Source organism: Phaeodactylibacter sp. (genome assembly GCF_022763345.1).
GTDB lineage: Bacteria > Bacteroidota > Bacteroidia > Chitinophagales > Saprospiraceae > Phaeodactylibacter.
Genome location: NZ_JALEGS010000065.1, coordinates 15316 through 33047, shown reverse-complemented (window position 1 = coordinate 33047; position 17732 = coordinate 15316). Strand labels below are relative to the sequence as shown.

10 protein-coding genes are annotated in these 17732 nt (G+C 51.0%); 3 read left to right on the top strand and 7 right to left on the bottom strand.

What is annotated here, in order from left to right:
* Positions 1–25: 25 nt before the first annotated feature.
* From MRY86_RS17865 to mqnC, 5 genes are all read right to left on the bottom strand, one after another.
* On the bottom strand, positions 26–3421 hold the full coding sequence (locus tag MRY86_RS17865) for a methylmalonyl-CoA mutase family protein (RefSeq protein WP_293566200.1): 3396 nt from the start codon (positions 3419–3421) through the stop codon (positions 26–28).
* A 231-nt stretch (positions 3422–3652) separates the two neighbouring features.
* Positions 3653–5479 carry a S41 family peptidase gene (locus tag MRY86_RS17860; protein ID WP_293566199.1) on the bottom strand — a complete coding sequence of 609 codons (1827 nt, stop codon included), beginning with the start codon at positions 5477–5479 and terminating at the stop codon, positions 3653–3655.
* Positions 5480–5591: 112 nt separating this feature from the next.
* A complete protein-coding gene (locus MRY86_RS17855; protein ID WP_293566198.1) occupies positions 5592–6686 on the bottom strand; it encodes a helix-turn-helix domain-containing protein in 1095 nt (364 codons plus the stop codon).
* A 9-nt stretch (positions 6687–6695) separates the two neighbouring features.
* On the bottom strand, positions 6696–7535 hold the full coding sequence (locus tag MRY86_RS17850; RefSeq protein WP_293566197.1) for a purine-nucleoside phosphorylase: 840 nt from the start codon (positions 7533–7535) through the stop codon (positions 6696–6698).
* Positions 7536–7565: 30 nt separating this feature from the next.
* Positions 7566–8708, bottom strand: a complete 1143-nt coding sequence (gene mqnC, locus MRY86_RS17845; RefSeq protein WP_363325397.1) for a cyclic dehypoxanthinyl futalosine synthase — start codon at positions 8706–8708, stop codon at positions 7566–7568.
* A 277-nt stretch (positions 8709–8985) separates the two neighbouring features.
* On the opposite strand from mqnC, the gene rimP reads away from it, so the two are divergent.
* From rimP to infB, 3 genes are all read left to right on the top strand, one after another.
* Entirely contained in the window at positions 8986–9459 is a 474-nt protein-coding gene (gene rimP / locus MRY86_RS17840; RefSeq protein ID WP_293566195.1) for a ribosome assembly cofactor RimP, read from the top strand.
* Between the two features lie 50 nt (positions 9460–9509).
* Complete coding sequence (nusA, locus tag MRY86_RS17835; RefSeq protein ID WP_293566212.1) at positions 9510–10748, top strand: transcription termination factor NusA; 1239 nt, start codon at positions 9510–9512, stop codon at positions 10746–10748.
* A gap of 324 nt (positions 10749–11072) precedes the next feature.
* The gene (gene infB, locus MRY86_RS17830) at positions 11073–14213 is read left to right on the top strand and encodes a translation initiation factor IF-2 (RefSeq protein ID WP_293566194.1); all 3141 of its coding nucleotides are present in this window, start codon (positions 11073–11075) and stop codon (positions 14211–14213) included.
* Positions 14214–14306: 93 nt separating this feature from the next.
* On the opposite strand, the gene MRY86_RS17825 is transcribed toward infB, so the two are convergent.
* Together MRY86_RS17825 and MRY86_RS17820 are read right to left on the bottom strand one after the other, a co-directional pair.
* The gene (locus MRY86_RS17825; protein ID WP_293566193.1) at positions 14307–14822 is read right to left on the bottom strand and encodes a class IV adenylate cyclase; all 516 of its coding nucleotides are present in this window, start codon (positions 14820–14822) and stop codon (positions 14307–14309) included.
* Positions 14809–17607 carry a CHAT domain-containing protein gene (locus tag MRY86_RS17820; protein ID WP_293571771.1) on the bottom strand — a complete coding sequence of 933 codons (2799 nt, stop codon included), beginning with the start codon at positions 17605–17607 and terminating at the stop codon, positions 14809–14811. The genes MRY86_RS17825 and MRY86_RS17820 overlap by 14 nt, the downstream gene beginning before the upstream one ends.
* Between the last annotated feature and the right edge of the window lie 125 nt (positions 17608–17732).

The following is a 17732-nucleotide window of genomic DNA, read 5'->3' as shown; positions in this document are numbered from 1 at the left end:
AATCGGAAATTTTTGCGATTCCAGCTTACATATTCCGCCGGTACTGCCCACCGACTTCATACAAGGCATGCGTAATCTGCCCCAGCGAGCAGTGCTTAGTCGCTTCCATCAGTGCTTCAAAGAGGTTGCCGTTTTGGATGGCGACCTGCTGTAGCTGCTTCAGGTGTTGCGCTCCCCGGTTGGCATTCGCTTTGTGCAGTTCGCGCAAGCCTTTGATTTGATCCTCTTTCTCGTCCTTGGTGGCGCGGATGACCTCCCCGGGGCGCACCGTAGGCGACCCATCCTTGTTAAGGAAGGTATTCACCCCAATAATCGGCATTTCGCCCGTGTGCTTGAGCATCTCGTAGTGGAGGCTTTCATCCTGAATCTTGCCGCGCTGATACATAGTCTCCATAGCGCCCAGTACGCCGCCCCGTTCGGTGATGCGGTCGAACTCCAGAAGCACGGCTTCTTCCACCAACTCGGTCAGCTCTTCAATGATGAAGGCGCCCTGCAGTGGATTTTCATTCTTGGCCAGCCCCAGCTCGTGGTTGATGATCATCTGAATGGCTACGGCTCGGCGTACGCTTTCCTCCGTCGGCGTGGTGATGGCCTCGTCGTAGGCATTGGTGTGCAGGCTGTTGCAGTTGTCGTAAATGGCGTACAGGGCCTGCAGGGTGGTCCGGATGTCGTTGAAGCTGATCTCTTGCGCATGGAGGGAGCGGCCGGAGGTCTGAATGTGGTACTTCAGCTTTTGCGAGCGCTCGTTGGCATTGTACTTCTGCTTCATGGCCTTGGACCAGATGCGGCGGGCCACCCGGCCAATGACGGCGTATTCGGGGTCTACCCCGTTGGAGAAGAAGAAGGACAGGTTGGGCGCAAAGTCGTTGATATCCATGCCCCGGCTCAGATAATACTCCACGAAGGTGAATCCATTGGCCAGGGTAAAGGCCAGCTGCGTGATGGGGTTTGCGCCCGCTTCCGCAATGTGGTAGCCGGAGATGGAAACCGAGTAGAAGTTGCGCACCTTATTCCAGATAAAGTATTCCTGCACATCGCCCATCAGCTTGAGGCTGAATTCGGTGGAGAAAATGCAGGTGTTTTGCGCTTGATCTTCCTTAAGGATGTCGGCCTGCACCGTGCCGCGAACGGAGGACAGCGCTTTGGCTTTGAGCTCGTTGTAAATACTTGCTTCCAAAATCTGATCGCCGGTGACGCCCAGCAGGAGCAGCCCGAGCTGATCATTGGTTTTGGGCATATCGGCGCGGTACTGCGGGCGGGGTAGTCCGCGATCGTCGTATAATTCTTTGAGCTTGGCCTCGACCTTGTCCTCCAACCCATGCTCCCGGATGTACTTTTCGCACTGCTGATCGATGGCTGCATTCATGAAGAAGGCGCAAATCGTTGCTGCTGGACCATTAATGGTCATGGAGACCGACGTCTTTGGATCGCAAAGGTCAAAGCCGGAGTACAGGCGCTTGGCATCGTCGAGGGAGCAGACGCTGACGCCGGAGTTGCCGATTTTACCGTAGATGTCCGGGCGGTAATCCGGATCTTCCCCGTATAGCGTCACCGAGTCGAAAGCAGTGGACAAACGGGCGGCAGGCATGCCTTCGGACAGGTAGTGGAAACGCTTATTGGTGCGCTCCGGGCCGCCTTCTCCGGCAAACATGCGCGTGGGGTCTTCCCCCTTGCGCTTGAAGGGGAAAACGCCGGCGGTGTAGGGGAATTCTCCCGGTACGTTTTCCTGCAGGGACCACCGCAGGATCTCACCCCAGTCCTTGAAGCGAGGCAGGACTACACGGGGAATGCGGGAGTGGGACAGGGAGGTTGTAAAAGTCGGCACGCGGATTTCTTTACCCCGCACCTGATAGATGAATTCGTCGGCTTTGTACTGCGCCTTTTTGTCTTCCCAGGTCTCGATGATGCGCTTGCAGTAGCCATCGAGCCCCAGTTCCACTTCCTCGTAGGCCTTTTTCAGGCTCGCCAGGGTTTCGGTTTTGTTGGGCAGGTTGTCCTCCGCCTCAATCGCTTTGATGGATTCGTTGAGGGCGAAGAGCTTGCGCGCCACTTGTTCCTGCCGGTCCACCCAGTCGTCGTAATTACGGTTGGAGTCGGAGATTTCCGAAAGGTAACGTACCCGTTTGGGCGGAATGATGAATATCTTTTCGCTCACCTCATCGCTGGCCATAAAGTCGGACTTCAGGTCGGCCCCGGTGCGCTCCGCGAGCACGTCCATCAGGGTGCGGTAGAGCTTATTCATGCCCGGGTCGTTAAACTGAGAGGCTATAGTGCCAATGACCGGCATCTCGTCCAGCGATTTGTCGAAGAGCATGTTGTTGCGCTGATACTGCTTCTTCACATCCCGGAGGGCATCCTGTGCGCCCCGCTTGTCGAATTTATTGATGGCAATCACATCAGCGAAGTCGAGCATGTCGATTTTCTCCAGCTGTGTGGCGGCCCCGTACTCCGGCGTCATCACATAGAGCGACATATCGGAGTGGTCGATGATTTCTGTATCGGACTGCCCGATGCCGGAGGTTTCCAGGATGATGAGGTCGTACTGTGCGGCCTTGAGGATGTCGATGGCGTCCTGTACGTGCTTAGACAGTGCCAGGTTGGACTGCCGGGTGGCCAGGGAGCGCATGTAAACGCGGTTCTGCGCCAGGTTGCCTGTGACGGCATTCATACGGATGCGGTCGCCCAGTAGTGCACCGCCCGTCTTTCGCTTGGACGGGTCCACGGAAATGATGGCAATGGTTTTATCGTCGAAGTCCATCAGGAAGCGGCGCACCAGCTCATCCACCAGGCTGGATTTGCCTGCCCCGCCGGTACCGGTAATGCCCAGCACCGGGATGGTTTTGCCTTCGATATCTTTGCGCAGTTGTTCCAGCCAGCCGCGGTTCTCTTCCGGGAAGTTTTCGGCTGCGGAGATCATGCGGGCGAGGGCACGCGGGTCTTTTTCCTGGAACTGCTTCAGCTCGCCATTGAGGTTGGTGCCCACGGGGTAATCGCACTTTTCCAGTACATCATTGATCATGCCCTGCAGGCCCATGTCGCGCCCATCATCCGGGGAGTAGATACGGGTGATACCATAGTCGTGCAGCTCCTCGATTTCTTCCGGCAGAATGGTACCGCCCCCGCCTCCGAAGAGCTTAATGTGGCCGGCACCCCGCTCCTTGAGCAAGTCATGCATGTACTTAAAGAACTCGGTGTGCCCACCCTGATAGGAGGTAATGGCGATGCCCTGCGCATCTTCCATGATGGCAGTATCTACAATTTCCTGTACGGAGCGGTTGTGGCCGAGGTGGATGATTTCAGCGCCTGAGCTTTGCATGATGCGGCGCATGATGTTGATGGCGGCGTCGTGTCCGTCGAACAGGGAAGCGGCGGTCACGATCCGAACTTTATGTTGCGGGTGGTAGGGCGCAGTGGTTTGCATACGTGGTTTTATTGGTTAAAAGCGGCGCAAAATTACAAAAATTCTGCGAGACTAGTTTGGTGGCTAGTGTACAGAATGTATAACAAACCTGGGTCGCCGAGGTTTTATTCTGCGTAGTTGCTAGGTCTTATTTTCTAGGATAAGCCAACACCAAAAAAAACAGCGGACTGAAGTCTTCTCCAACCCCCTGTCTGGCCAACCTGCTCAGAGATGCTGTGGATGCCCCGGTTCTTACTTAATGACCTCAAGAATGTACTCCATGTAAGGATCCCGCCCACGCGCAATATCTTCCTGCGTAAGCGCGACTTCTACTGCCGGCGCAACACCTGCATCTGGTCGTTCAACAGGAGGAGCAAAGTATTTGAGTGGAATATCGACTTCCATCTGACTGTGCGGCAGGTGAAAAAAGAGATATTCACCGCCATTGATCCCCTGCTGATTGCCGCCGGACTCCTGACCAACAAAAGTGGCAAAACCGTAATGCCTGGCCTTTTGCAATAAAGTGAAAGTAGCGGATACATTACCTGGGCCGCCCAGGATGAAGGCCCGACCTTCGAAGCGGTTGTCTTTTGGGATGATATCCTGGCAGCCTGCCTCTTCTTTAAGCTCGAAAAAGGTATCGTCATAACGGGTGTAGGAGTGTGGCGGCAGCCCCTCGAATATGATGTCGTTCCAGGATTTAGCATGGGGTATGAAGACCGCGTCAACCTTCGTGGTCCGGATAAGTGATTTGCTGGCGCCACTGCAATCCAGCTTATCTTCGATGAGGTAGCTGATGAGCTCATCTCTGGGTTCGCTAAGGCCGCCTCCGTTGCCCCGGATGTCAATGGCCAGGTTAGGAATGCCGCGCTGTCGGACGGTGTCAAAAGCTTCCTGAAACCATTCTTTGTGGTTAAAGTCTTCCCACTTCCAAATGGCGAAAGTCCCCAGGCGCAGGACCGCAAGGTCCGGATTGCTGAGATCGAGCGACCAGCTGCCGCTTTCAGGCATTGAACCGCCGTAGCGTTTCTTCATAATGGACTCCCGCTCTTCCTTCTTCAAAGCCTTCAGGGTAACCGTTTGCGTGGCTTCCGCTCCAAAATTTTGGTAAGTAATTGTGAAAGCAGCGCCCTCCATCGGGAAAAACAGCGGGAAGTACAGGTCAAAGGCATTCCAGTGCCGGGCGTCGATGTTGATGACCGACAGGTAATGTGGAACCGGCGAGTTATTATTCCCATCCACTTTGGCAATCGTGGATAAGCTGTCCAAAATTGTTTTAGCTGAAATGCCATTGATGGATGTAATCGCTGCTCCCGGCCTTATCCCGGAGGCTTCCGAAGCGTTATGGGTTACAATAAATTGCCCATTGAGGATACTAAAACCAAGCGGAAAATAAATTGGGCCTCCGAACAGCCGGCCCCGCAGGTCTACGTTCATATTCCAGGGGTTGAGGTAGGTATGGCCGCACCGGATTTTTTTGATGGACTGCGCCAGTATTTTCATGAATGCGGCTTCAGTCATGCCTTCATAAACCTGCGCTCTGAGGCGGTCAAATTCCCGGTTGATGCTTACCGGGCTATTGTACCGATAGATGCCGGGATGTATCTCGGTGAGGGCCCGCTCAAGGAGGTCGATATCCGCGAGTAGGCTGTCTTTCTGAAGGAGCCTTCCGGACACCAATTCCGCCTTAATTTGGTTGTCACTGGACAGATTGGTTTCCGGCATTTGCTGATAGCGCATCCCTTCCACGGACTTGCTTAGCTTAGCCCTTACTTCTATAACTTTTGTGGTGGGGTTAGAAAGTATGACCGTTTCTTTCCTGCTTACCCCAAGCCTGGTTTGTCCTTTGCCCGCCAGGCCAAAGCCTTGAGTTTGTTCACCGGTTGTTCTATCTATCGCACTGACATTTATGGTTGCGCTGCTAAGGTTTTTTAGTTCAGCGCGAAAGCTGCTGTTCTCCCGTTCCCCCAGCACAAATTCTTCTCCGGCAGGAATGCTAATGGTAGAATAGGAGGAACAACTACTGAGTGCGATAGTAAGCAGTATTGCGAAACCCTGGAAGTAAAATAGCTTGTTCATGATACATTAGTTTTTGATCCATAATGCAGCAAAAGTGCCTTTTCAAAGGGTTTGTCGCGCCTCGAAATGCAAAATGAGACGGATTGGACCGGCCGGTTTGAGAAAAATATTCTCAGTTCTGAAAAAACGCGGTGGGCGAGCTGCCGGTATGGCTTTTAAAGGCGCGGTTGAAGGAGGCCTTAGAGTTGAAGCCCGATTCAAAGGCGATAGCGAGGAGCGTCAGGTGCTCGTGTTGCCCTTCCTGCACGAGCCGGATAAATTCTTCCACCCGGTACCGATTGACCAGCCCCCGGAAGGATTCGCCCCGGCTGCTGAGTACTTTGGATACGGTGTTGCGGTGCACGCCTAATAGCTTGGCAAAGGCTTCCAGGCTAAGTTCAGGGTCGAGGTAAGGCTTATGGTTCTCAAGTAATGCATCAATTCTGGCTGAAAGTTCCGGTGGTTCCGCAGGTGGCTTGGGCGGTTCGGGCAGAATCAAGCTTTGATGTTGATATAAATAGGCGTGGTACCCGATCAGGAAGCTGACGGCTGCATAGGACAACTTTAGCGGGAACGCCATCCAGGGCGTATTGAACAGGTTGTACTCGAACAAGCCATACAGCACCCAATCCAGGATTTCGTAGCCGGAACTAATCAGGAACAGAAACGCCAGAGAGATAGTGAACCGCCGAAGCCACCTGTAAACAGGGCCTTTCCAAAACATTACCGGGATACCCTGCAGCAGGCGGTAAGCGGCCCCCAGGTATCCGAGTGCAAGTAGGATGACCAGCCCCTCCTCTACAAATTGTCCGCAGGGAGCGATCACTTCCTGCCAAATCCAGCTTTTATAGGCCGCACTCCTGAAGCCAATCGACAAATAAAAAAGGAATTGTAGCACCGGGAGGACAAAGTGGGGCAGGTGCCGGCGTTGCAGGCTGAAGGAAGGCTGTAGCCTTGACCGTACGAAAAAGTAAAAGAGCGGCCCAAGGCTCAGGCTGAAATTGATGGGGATGAAATACAGGAATTGATACTGCGCATAGATGCCCGCCATAGCAAAGAGGCCATTGCTGAGCGTTAGCGCGTAGAGGATCAGCAGCACGGCCAGCAGCAAATTAGATTGCCGAATTCCCGCTTGTCGCAAAAACAGCTGAACCCCCACCACAAGACAAAGCAGTATGCCAAACCCGGATAGGAAAATGGCGATCAGGTCAGGGATTGCGATAGTCATAAAAGTGGCCTACCCCTCCGACAACAAATCCGGCATCAAACCCGATAAAATCTCCCTCATTTTGGGCTCCGCGCTCTGCGCCACCGCTATAACTTCATCCACGGTGGTTTCCGTGAGTTCCTCGATCGGGTAGCATTGGTTGGTCGCTACGGAGAGGACCAGGACGGGGAGGTTGGCATGGCGTGCCACAATCACCTCGGGCACGGTAGACATGCCCACAAGGTCTGCGCCCACCACATGAGCGAATTTGTACTCTGCAGGGGTCTCCAGGTTAGGGCCCTGCAGGCTGAGGTAGACGCCTTCATGGGCGCGTATGCCCAGTTTCTTCGCCACAGCGAGCCCTTTGGCATTCAGGCTGCGGTCGTAGGCGTTGAGCATATCAGGGAAGCGCGGTCCCAGGCGCTCGTCGTTTTCGCCCCGCAGCGGATTCTCTGGGTGTAGGTTGATGTGGTCGCGGATGAAGACAATATCACCAGCTTTAATACTGGCGTTGACACTACCTGCCGCATTGGAAATGACCAGGCGCTGAACGCCCATCGCTGCCATGACCCGCACCGGAAAAGTAATCTGTTTGGCAGTGTACCCTTCGTAGTAGTGGAAACGTCCCGCCATAGCTATCACCGGCATGCCCTGCAGGTGCCCGAAGACCAGTTTGCCTTTGTGGCTCTGTACCGTCGAGACCGGAAAGTGAGGGATATCGGCATAGGCAATCTCTGCTTCGGTCTCGATGTGGTCGACCAGATTGCTGAGGCCAGTGCCCAGAATGATGCCTACCTTGGGTGGTGTTGCGGTTTTCCCCTTGATGAAAGAAACCGCTTCTTGTATTTGATCAAAAAGTGGTGTTGACATAAAAATATAGGTGACTGAGAACGGAGCCTGTTAATCCACGATCATTTTTTCGCGGTCGAGCTCCTGTTGTACGATATTTTCCGGTAGTTCGATGTGCTCGTATTCCTGATTGCGAAGCTGTGGGATGTACCCGGCTTCGCGAATGGATTCCTGTATGCCATCAGCCGTAAAGCGGAATCGGGCACCGGCAGCGGAGACCACATTTTCCTCAATCATAATGGAGCCAAAGTCGTTGGCTCCAGCGTGGAGGCAGAGCTGTGCGACCTGTTTGCCCACCGTCAGCCAGGACGCCTGAATGTTGGTGATGTTGGGCAGCATGATGCGGCTCATGGCGATCATGCGCACGTACTCATCGCCTGTACAGGTGTTGCGTGCCCGCTTGAGGCGCTTGAGGATGGTGTCCTCATCCTGGAATGGCCAGGGAATGAAGGCAATAAAGCCCTTGGCACCCTCCGGTTTCATCGCTTGCACTTCACGGATGCGCACCAGGTGGTCCATGCGTTCCCAGTTGGTTTCGATATGGCCGAACATCATCGTGGCAGAGGTGGTCAGCCCGACGTTGTGGGCCGCGTGCATAATATCCAGCCATTCCTGCCCGCCACATTTTCCTTTGGAGATGAGGCGGCGTACCCGGTCGGCCAGTATTTCAGCCCCGGCGCCCGGCAGCGAGTCGAGCCCGGCGTCTTTCAGTGCCTGCAGCACTTCGGTATGCGTACTGCCTTCCAGCTTGGTGATGTGAGCAATCTCGGGCGGTCCCAGGGCATGGAGTTTGAGGTCCGGGTACAGCGCTTTGAGCTGTTTAAACAAGTCGACGTAGAAGGCCAGCCCAAGGTCGGGGTGGTGCCCGCCCTGCAACAGCAACTGACGGCCGCCGTAAGCATAGAGCTCGTCTATCTTTTTTTGGTACTCCTCAATGCTTGTCGTGTAGGACTCTTCGTGCCCTGGGCGCCGGTAGAAGTTGCAAAACTTGCAGTTGGCGATACAAACGTTGGTGGTGTTTGAGTTGCGGTCAATAATCCAGGTCACTTTATTGTGCGGCACGTGCTGCTTGCGCAGTTTGTGGGCAACATGCATAAGCTCGGCAGTGGAGGCATTTTCGAAAAGAAATACCCCTTCCTCGGTGGAGAGGTGCTCAAGGTTGAGGGCACGGTGGAGCAATTCGTCGACTTTCATCATGGTCTTTTTCCTTGCGTCAATAATTATTGATCAAACAAATATAGGGCAGGCTGGTTTGGCCGGGGCTACAATCCGTTCAAAAATAATTGAAAGCCTAAGGATTCTACAAAAATCGCATGTGCTGCGATCAAATATGCCGCAGTGTGTTGCTTTTCAGTAATTAAGGATGTATATTTGCGGAATAAGACAGCAAAACTCAAAAAGAGGGAACGCCAAAACGTTCCCTCTTTTTGTTGCAGTTGTTTAAAAGAGAGCTAAAAAACGCTGAGATCCCGTGGTAGAAGATAAAATTGCCGCCCTGCTGGAAGAGAAATTCCGTGAAGATGCTTTTGCCGATTGCTTTTTGGTTGACCTGAAACTGCATGCGCACAATAAGCTGGATGTGTTCCTGGACAGTGACTTTGGGATCACCTTCGAAAAGTGCCATAAAATCAGCCGTTACCTGGAGCAATACCTGGATGAAGAGCAATGGCTGGGTGAAAAGTATGTGCTCGAGGTTTCATCACCCGGCATCTCTCGCCCGCTAGTGATGCAGCGGCAGTACCCACGTAACATCGGCCGCAAAGTCGAAGTGAAACTCAACGATGGTGATAAGCGCACAGGCACCCTCATTGAAGTGGAAGAAGATCATATCGTCTTGGAAGAGAAAGTGCGGGTACAAGAAGGCAAGCGTAAAAAAACAGAAGTGGTGGAGACTGAAATCTCCTTTAGCAGCATAGAGCACACGAAAGTTAAGGTTACATTTTAAAAATTTTAGCAGGCGGTTAGCACACCGCCATTAAATAGCATTGAACCATGATGAATCTGGTGGAAACCTTCTCGGACTTTAAAACCGGGAAGAATATAGATCGCCCTACAATGGTCCGCGTACTGGAAGACGTTTTCCGGACGCTCATCCGTAAGAAATTTGGTACGGATGAGAACTTTGACGTCATCGTGAACACTACCAAGGGTGACCTGGAACTCTGGCGCGTACGGGAGATTGTTCCCGATGGTGAGGTAACGGATGACCGTAGCCAAATTTCTATTTCTGAAGCCCTTTCTATTGATGAGGACTATGAAATCGGTGAAGAATGCTACGAGCAGCTCCACCTGGAGGACTTCGGTCGCCGGGCGATTATGGCTGCCCGCCAGACGCTGATTTCCCGTATCATGGAGCTAGAGAAGGACGAAATTTACCGCAGCTACAGCGAGCGTATTGGCGAAGTTGTAGTGGGCGAGGTGCATCAGATTCTGAAGCGGGAGTTCCTGGTCTTAGATGATGCTACCGGCAATGAGCTCGTGCTGCCCCGCACCGAGACTATCCGCGGTGACTTTTTCCGTAAGGGAGATATGGTACGCGGCGTGATCAAAGCGGTGGAAATGCGCAATAATAACCCGGCTGTAGTCATGTCCCGTACGGATGCGCTGTTCCTCGAGAAACTCCTGGAGCAGGAAGTCCCTGAAATTGAGGACGGCTTGATTACCATCCGCCGTATCGAGCGCATCCCTGGTGACCGTGCGAAAGTAGCGGTAGAGTCTTACGACGACCGTATTGACCCGGTAGGTGCCTGTGTGGGTATGAAAGGTTCCCGTATTCATGGTATCGTGCGCGAGCTGCGCAATGAGAACATCGACATCGTCAACTTTACCAATAATGAAACGCTTTTCATTCAGCGTGCACTGACGCCGGCCAAGATTACTCGAATTGACTTGAATCAGGAAACCAAGCGGGCGGAGGTCTTTTTGGAGCCCGACCAGGTTTCTTTAGCGATTGGTAAAGGCGGTACGAACATCAAGCTGGCCAGCCGCCTGGTGGGCTATGAGATTGATGTTTATCGCAATCAGGTTGAAGAGATTGAGATCGACGACGTCGATTTGGAAGAATTCACGGATGAGATTGATGGCTGGGTAATTGAGTCCCTCAAAGCCATTGGCTGTGATACGGCCCGGTCTGTATTAGAGCTTAGCAAAGACGAATTGCTGCGCCGTACCGACCTGGAAGAAGAGACCGTGGCAGAGGTTCTGGGCATTCTTGCAGCAGAATTTGAAGATTAATTAAGCATATTGGGAACTCGTGCGCCGCTTTTGGCGTTCGGGTTTTGTGAAAAGCGGTATAAAAGCCTTCAGTCTGAAGGCTTTTTGCTGTTTTACCGTGTAGATTTTTACAGATTAGAGGTTAATCCTCTTATCTTTGCGGTCAGATCAGGCTCTTCTAATTGAGAAAGCCCTCTTACTAAGCCTGATTATTGTAGCGTAGGTTGAAAGCTTTTGGTATGTTACTTTCTATTTTATTCATCCAAAAAAGATAGTAAGATATGTAAAGGAAAAGAGAAGCTCTTGCCTATCTGCAGACGTTGCAAAAAGTACTAAAACTTTATAATGGCGAAACGTTTAGTTAAGATAGCTAAAGAATTAAATGTTGGAACCTCTACCATCGTAGAGCACCTTACTAACAATGGGTTCGAGATCGAGAACAAGCCTACCGCTAAGATCTCGGATGAAATGTATACTGAGCTCCTCAAGGAATTCCAGAAGTCTATCGCTATCAAAGAGAAAGCCGATCAGTTGGTGATTGGCAATCGCCCCTCCGCAGAAGAACCTGAAAAAGGGGAACACAAAATGCCGGAAAAGTCTGCTCCCAAGCCCAGGGAAGAAGTTAAAAAGCCAGTCGCGAAAGTGTCGCCTCCTGTTGAGAAGACGACCCCCGCCACAGAAAAGCCTGCTGCTCCAAAACCTCCTGCTGCTCCTGAGAAAGCTCCATCGCCTGAAACCAAAGCGAAGCCCGAAGAGGAAAAAACCGAACAGCCTGCTGAAAAGAAAACGGGGCTGAAAGTATTGGGCAAGATTGATCTGGATGCGCCTAACAAGGGCAAGAAACAACCGGCTGAACCGCCGAAAGAGCCCAAAGCAGAACCGCCAAAAGCGGAAGCTGAAAAAGCAGAAAAGGAAGAACCTGTAGCACCCAAGCCTGAAACACCTGCCAAGCAGGAGCCGGCCGAAGAAAAACCGGCCGCCAAAAAAGAGGTGCCCGAACCTAAGGAAGAGGCTAAAGCTCCTGAAAAGGAGGACTCCAAAACGGAAGCCCCTAAACCTGAAGAAGCTCCGGCTGCAAAAGGGGACGTGCCCTCTAAGCCAGATAAGGCTGATGATGCACCTGAACAAGCACCAGAACAGGAACAAGCAGCAAGCTCTGACGAAAAGTCCAAGCCAGCTGCAGCAGAAGCTTCACCAAGCAAAAAAGAAGCTGGCGCTTCTGATAAAGCAACTGAAACTGGTGACGCGGCAGCTTCTCAGCCGAAAGGAGTGGTCAAAGCGGAAGCTCCTGAACTTCGCGGTCTCAAAATTTTGGGTAAAATCGATGTAGATAAAGTAGATCGGTCTAGCCGGAAGAAAAAGAAGAAAGAGGAACCAAAGAAAGAAGGGACCACTGGGTCTTCAAATGATGAGCCTCGTAAGAAGCGTCGCAGAAAGCGAAAAAAGGTTGCCGCTCCTTCTGATAGTGGCTCAGGAAAGTCTGGAACGGCTAAAGGCGGGCGCCGCAGCAACAATAAGCGAGGCCGCAAAAAAGACGATGAAGTCAAGGAGGTTTCTCAAAAGGAAATTGAAGATAAAATCAAGGCTACCATGGCCCGGATATCCGGGGGCGGCACTAAGCGTAAACGCCAAAAGCTGCGCCGTGATAACCGTGAACGCCTTAGAGAGCGTCAGGAAGAGCGGGAGCAGGAAATGGAAAGCAAGTTCCTGGAAGTCACAGAGTTCATCTCTGTTCAGGAACTGGCCAATATGATGGACGTAGGGGTCACCGATGTCATCACCACTTGTATGAACCTGGGTGTGATCGTTTCCATCAATCAGCGTCTTGATGCAGAAATTATTGAGCTGGTCACCGAAGAGTTCGGCCACGAAGTGAAATTCATCAATGCCGGTGAAGAAGATGAGGAGGAAGAAGAAATCATCGACGATCCGGAAGATCTGGAGCCCCGCGCCCCAATCGTAACCGTTATGGGTCACGTTGACCACGGTAAAACGTCATTGCTTGACTATATCCGTCAGGAGAAAGTGGCCGATGATGAAGCCGGTGGTATTACACAGCACATTGGCGCCTATGAAGTGAACCTCGGTGATGAAGATGATATCACGAAAAAGATTACTTTCCTGGATACACCTGGTCACGAAGCCTTTACGGCCATGCGTGCCCGTGGTGCCAAGGTTACCGATATTGCGGTGATTATCATCGCTGCAGACGATAACATCATGCCTCAGACCAAGGAGGCTATCAGTCACGCACAAGCGGCAGGTGTCCCTATGGTCTTTGCGATCAACAAAGTAGATAAGCCGGGGGCACAACCCGAACGGATCAAGCAAGAGCTGGCTTCTATGGACTTCCTGGTGGAAGAGTGGGGCGGTAAATATCAGTCTCAGGATATCTCAGCGAAGACCGGTCAGGGTATTGACGATTTGCTGGAAAAAATCTTGCTCGAAGCGGAACTGCTCGAGCTTCAGGCCAACCCTGACCGTGAAGCGGTGGGGGCAGTTATCGAAGCCTCTCTTGATAAAGGGCGGGGCTATGTTACTAAGATTCTGGTGCAGACAGGTACGCTCAAGATTGGTGACCCGATGGTTGCTGGTGAGCATTCAGGTAAGGTGAAAGCGATGTTCAATGAGCGCGGAAAGCGTGTGGATGAAGCTGGGCCTTCGAGTCCTGTTCTGGTACTGGGTCTGGGCGGAGCACCACAGGCTGGTGAGCGTTTCCGGGTGATGGAAAATGAGCAGGAAGCACGAACATTAGCTACTAAGCGGGCTCAAATCTCCAGAGAACAGGCCAACCGGGCTACGAAGCGTATCAGCCTGGATGAAATCGGCCGCCGACTGGCACTGGGTAACTTTAAGGAGCTTAACCTGATTGTCAAGGGTGACGTAGATGGCTCTGTAGAGGCATTGTCAGACTCCCTGATCAAGCAGTCTATCGAGTCCATACAGGTGAATGTGATCCACAAAGCTGTAGGTCAGATCATCGAATCTGATGTACTATTAGCCTCTGCTTCTGATGCTATTATCATTGGTTTCCAGGTTCGTCCATCCATGGGCGCCCGAAAGCTGGCGGAGCGGGAAGGTGTTGAGATCAATACCTACTCCATTATCTACGAAGCAATCGAGGAAGTCCGTGCCGCTATCGAAGGCATGCTTGAACCAACCAAAGAGGAGAATATTACTGCTCAGGTAGAGGTTCGCGAAACCTTCAAGATTAGTAAAGTGGGTACCGTTGCCGGCTGTTTCGTACAGGAAGGCAAGATCAACCGCAACTCGCTGATCCGAATCATCCGCGATGGCATTGTGATCTATCCGGTGAAAGAAGGTCAGACAGCCGAGCTCTCTTCCCTCAAGCGTTACAAGGATGACGTTCGGGAAGTGAAGTCTGGTATGGAGTGTGGTTTGTCGGTCAGAAACTACAATGACATCAAAGTAGGTGACATTATTGAAGCCTACGAGATCGTAGAAATAAAGCAGACGCTGGATTAAATCCGGGAGCTGAATTTGATATACAAAAAGGCGCTTTCCGCAAATTTGCAGAAGGCGCCTTTCTCGTTGGGTATCACAAAGTGCCTGGCCTAACTATTGTGCGATCATCATATCACTGTAGGATACTTCGATGAGGTCTTCAACCTTTATTTTGAAGAGGTCCAGGTAATACTGACACTGCTCCCTGAGTTTTTCCTCTCCGATGTCACCATCTCTGTCAATGGCTTCAATCTCAACAAAGGAGCCCAGGTGCTCCACTTCATCCACGTGGAATTTTACATTTTCGATGAAGTAAATGGACCGTCGTTTAGTCACTACGGCTAAAACAGGTAAAGCCTGCTGCAATACATCTTTCAGCTCGGCACCGCTTTCTGTTTTGTACAATGATACATCAGAGCGCTTCGGGCCGGCTTGATTATTACGGAAATAATGGATTAACGCGTTTTCAATATTGCCCTGTCGAAGTTTTAGGCGGCCCTTGTCGACTTTGAAATAAGTATCTGTTTGTTTGTCGGTTCCAAGAAACTCTGCTTGTTGAGCAGCGAGGAGCGCGTGTATCTCTGCCGGATTTTGAGAACGGGCCTTTATTTCTACATTAATTCTTTGCATGGGCTTTATGTCTTTTCGATCTGATTAAACCGCCCAAAATTACGAATAGCCCCACTAGAAACAGGCATATCCACCACAGAAAATCATTGGAAGAGAGAGAAAGCGGAGACATATCGCCCTGAGCTATATAACCGGCCCAGAAAAAGGGGTGGGCGGCACGGGCTGTTGCGCTGTTTAGGTAATCCAGTTTTGCATTTCTCAAGGCGGCGTCCTTGTTTGCTCCAGCGTGCAAATACTTGTAGAAACTGCCCATCAGATTGGCAGAAGCCTGGTCGCTCACGCGCCATAGGGTGGTAATGAGGCTTTTGGCACCTGCCCTGGAGAAAGCTTGGGAAAGGCTGATGACCCCTTCTCCTTTAGACAGCTCTCCAAGCCCTGTCTCGCAAGCGCTCAGGACGACCATATCGGCAGAAAGGGACATGAGAGAAAGCTCACTGGCGTATAAGCGGTTGCTCATAGTAGTGTCGTCAGGCACTTCGGTAAAGCAAAGGTAGGAGTACACCCCTTTTTCGTCGTTGGCTTTAGCGTGGGTTGCCAGATGTAAAGCCTGATACTTGGCTGCATTTTGTAAAAAAGCCTCTTTAGTCGCCGCTTCTGCATGAAAACTCTTGGCGGCAAAGAATTCGGAAATCTGTGCTATTTCTTTTTTATTAGCGAGCAGCGGGCCAAACTCGCGTCTTCGACTGGCCACGGTTTCAGACATGACTGGGCTGTCGCTGAAGGTGGGAGCGAAGCCTAAAACAGCCGACCGTTTAGGCTGCTTAACCTGCGGTTTTTGAATGAAATCGTATGGTGAGTACGCATAACTGATCTGATGGTCCTGAATGAGATAGGGGTATTCCCGAAAAGGGGTGTTGAGTCCGGGCTTTTCCCGGAGCAAGACATCGAATGGTAAATACGCTACCCAGTTGTCCGGAACAACCAATAGCCGGTGTGGGAGCAGGCTGTCTACCGGCTGCAACAGCTGTTGATACAGCCAGTATGCGCTATTGATATACTGCTCCACCAAATCATCAGAGGGGTGCAGTGCCCACTCGTAGAGCGCATCCCGCATAGTATTCACCTGCTCGGCAAAGCCTTCCGGAATTTCCGTATGATACAGTACGATATTATTCCCATCCAGCAGGAATAAAAAGATATACTGATACCCAATGAAGTACTGTACCATTGCCCGGCTATCTTTCCGTAGCTGGGCTTGTACAAGGTCGGGAGAGGGCGGCTCCGGGATGTCCCACATCTGTTGCATTTTGGGGAAAGCCTGCTCAAGGCTATCCAGAAATCTCAGGTATTCGTTTTTCGCCAGTAGGGAGGAATCGGAAAGAAGGGAAGATACATTCCCGGCTTCTTGTTGTTCATAAAGCCGGTTTTCTAAAGTGACGTAGTGCTTTCGCAAATCGTACCGGCGCTGCAGGAGGCCAGCCGGGAAAAATTGCTCAGTGGCAACATTTTGAGCAGCCTCCCGCACATGAATAGCCTTGCCACGCCCGGCAACCCTGAAGGCTTCCTCCAGGTATTTTGGATCTTGGGTTTCTTCGTACAGTTTTTTCCGTACATAAATGGCCTCTTCATACATATAATAAAACCGGTCGATGAAGTACCGGGAAGAGGTGGGGCTTAGGTTCTTGCTCATGTATTCGAGCAAGTCCAGGTATTGTTCCTGATACCCGTAGGAGGTGTGCAGGTTCTCAACAGTGCCGCCGTCAGCGTAGTGGAATTGCTCGTTTTGGGCTAGGAAGTGTAGGGTGATTAGTATACTTACTAGGCCTGACTCATTCCGGTCATAAGGGAAAGGAGCACGCGGATCGAACCCTTTAAGCTTAAGGGCTTTTTTTAAGTACTTGTCAGCATTCTGATAATTTTCAGACCAAGTGTATGTTGTGCCTAGGTTTATATATGCACTCGCTCTTGACTCCACGTCTATATTGGGATTCGCAAGAGCTTCATTATAATATTGAATGGTTTTCTGGTATTGGCCATCGAAATAATAGATTTTGGCCAACTTGCTTAATACTAAAAATCGGGTGGAGGATGTAAAATGGTCTGGAGCATTCTTGATCTCAGATAAAAAGGCTAAAAGTATGTTGGCGGCTTTGCTTCTTTGGTTTATTCTTTCATAGTACTTCGCTAGAGTAAGTTTGTAAGGACGATAACACCTCCTTTCGTAGGAGGAACAGTATATTTTTGCGCTATCAAGAAAGGGCTTAGTTTCAGAAATTTGCCTGTTCTGCAGCCTGAGAATCGCCAGGGACGAAAACACATCTCCCCTTAGTTCATCCTCGTCTGGTAAGTCCTCGTTATCCAGTAAGTGAAAACAGTTGTTATATATATTCTCAGCCTTTTCTATGTTATTAAAGTTCCGATATGCAATAGCAGTTCTCCACATTACGGTGAACTTGTCTTCCAAATTGACCCAATCCGGGTGCGAGCGGGCGATAGATAGATATAATTCTCCCAGCAGCTCTGCTTCTTTTTCGGCACCTGTATAGCCCGAGAGTATAAAATTGCTCCAAACCAGTGGAATCATAAGCTGCTTTGGGTGGGCCTTTTCTAATTCGGGCAGTTGGGGCAAGAAAAATTGTTTGATATGCTCAATCGCTTCTCCCTGCTTTTGTGCTTTTAGGAGGCTTTTCATATCAAGCCCATATTCCTCTAAATTGCCTTCATCTAAGAATGTTCCATAGGGATACTTTTCTTCTAAATTGAGGGTAGAGGTTTGAGCAGCGAGCTGAAAAAAGCCAAAAGAAAAAATAGCAAGAAAGGTTTTGATAGTTTGTAGAGCGCTCATCTTGATCAGATTTTAGTGGATGTGTTATTGTTTAGGTTAGATGTCTGGTTCAGAGCATGCTACAAAATAATATTTTTCAATAACAAAAAAAAGACCCACAGCCCGAAGGGCTGCAGGTCTTTATC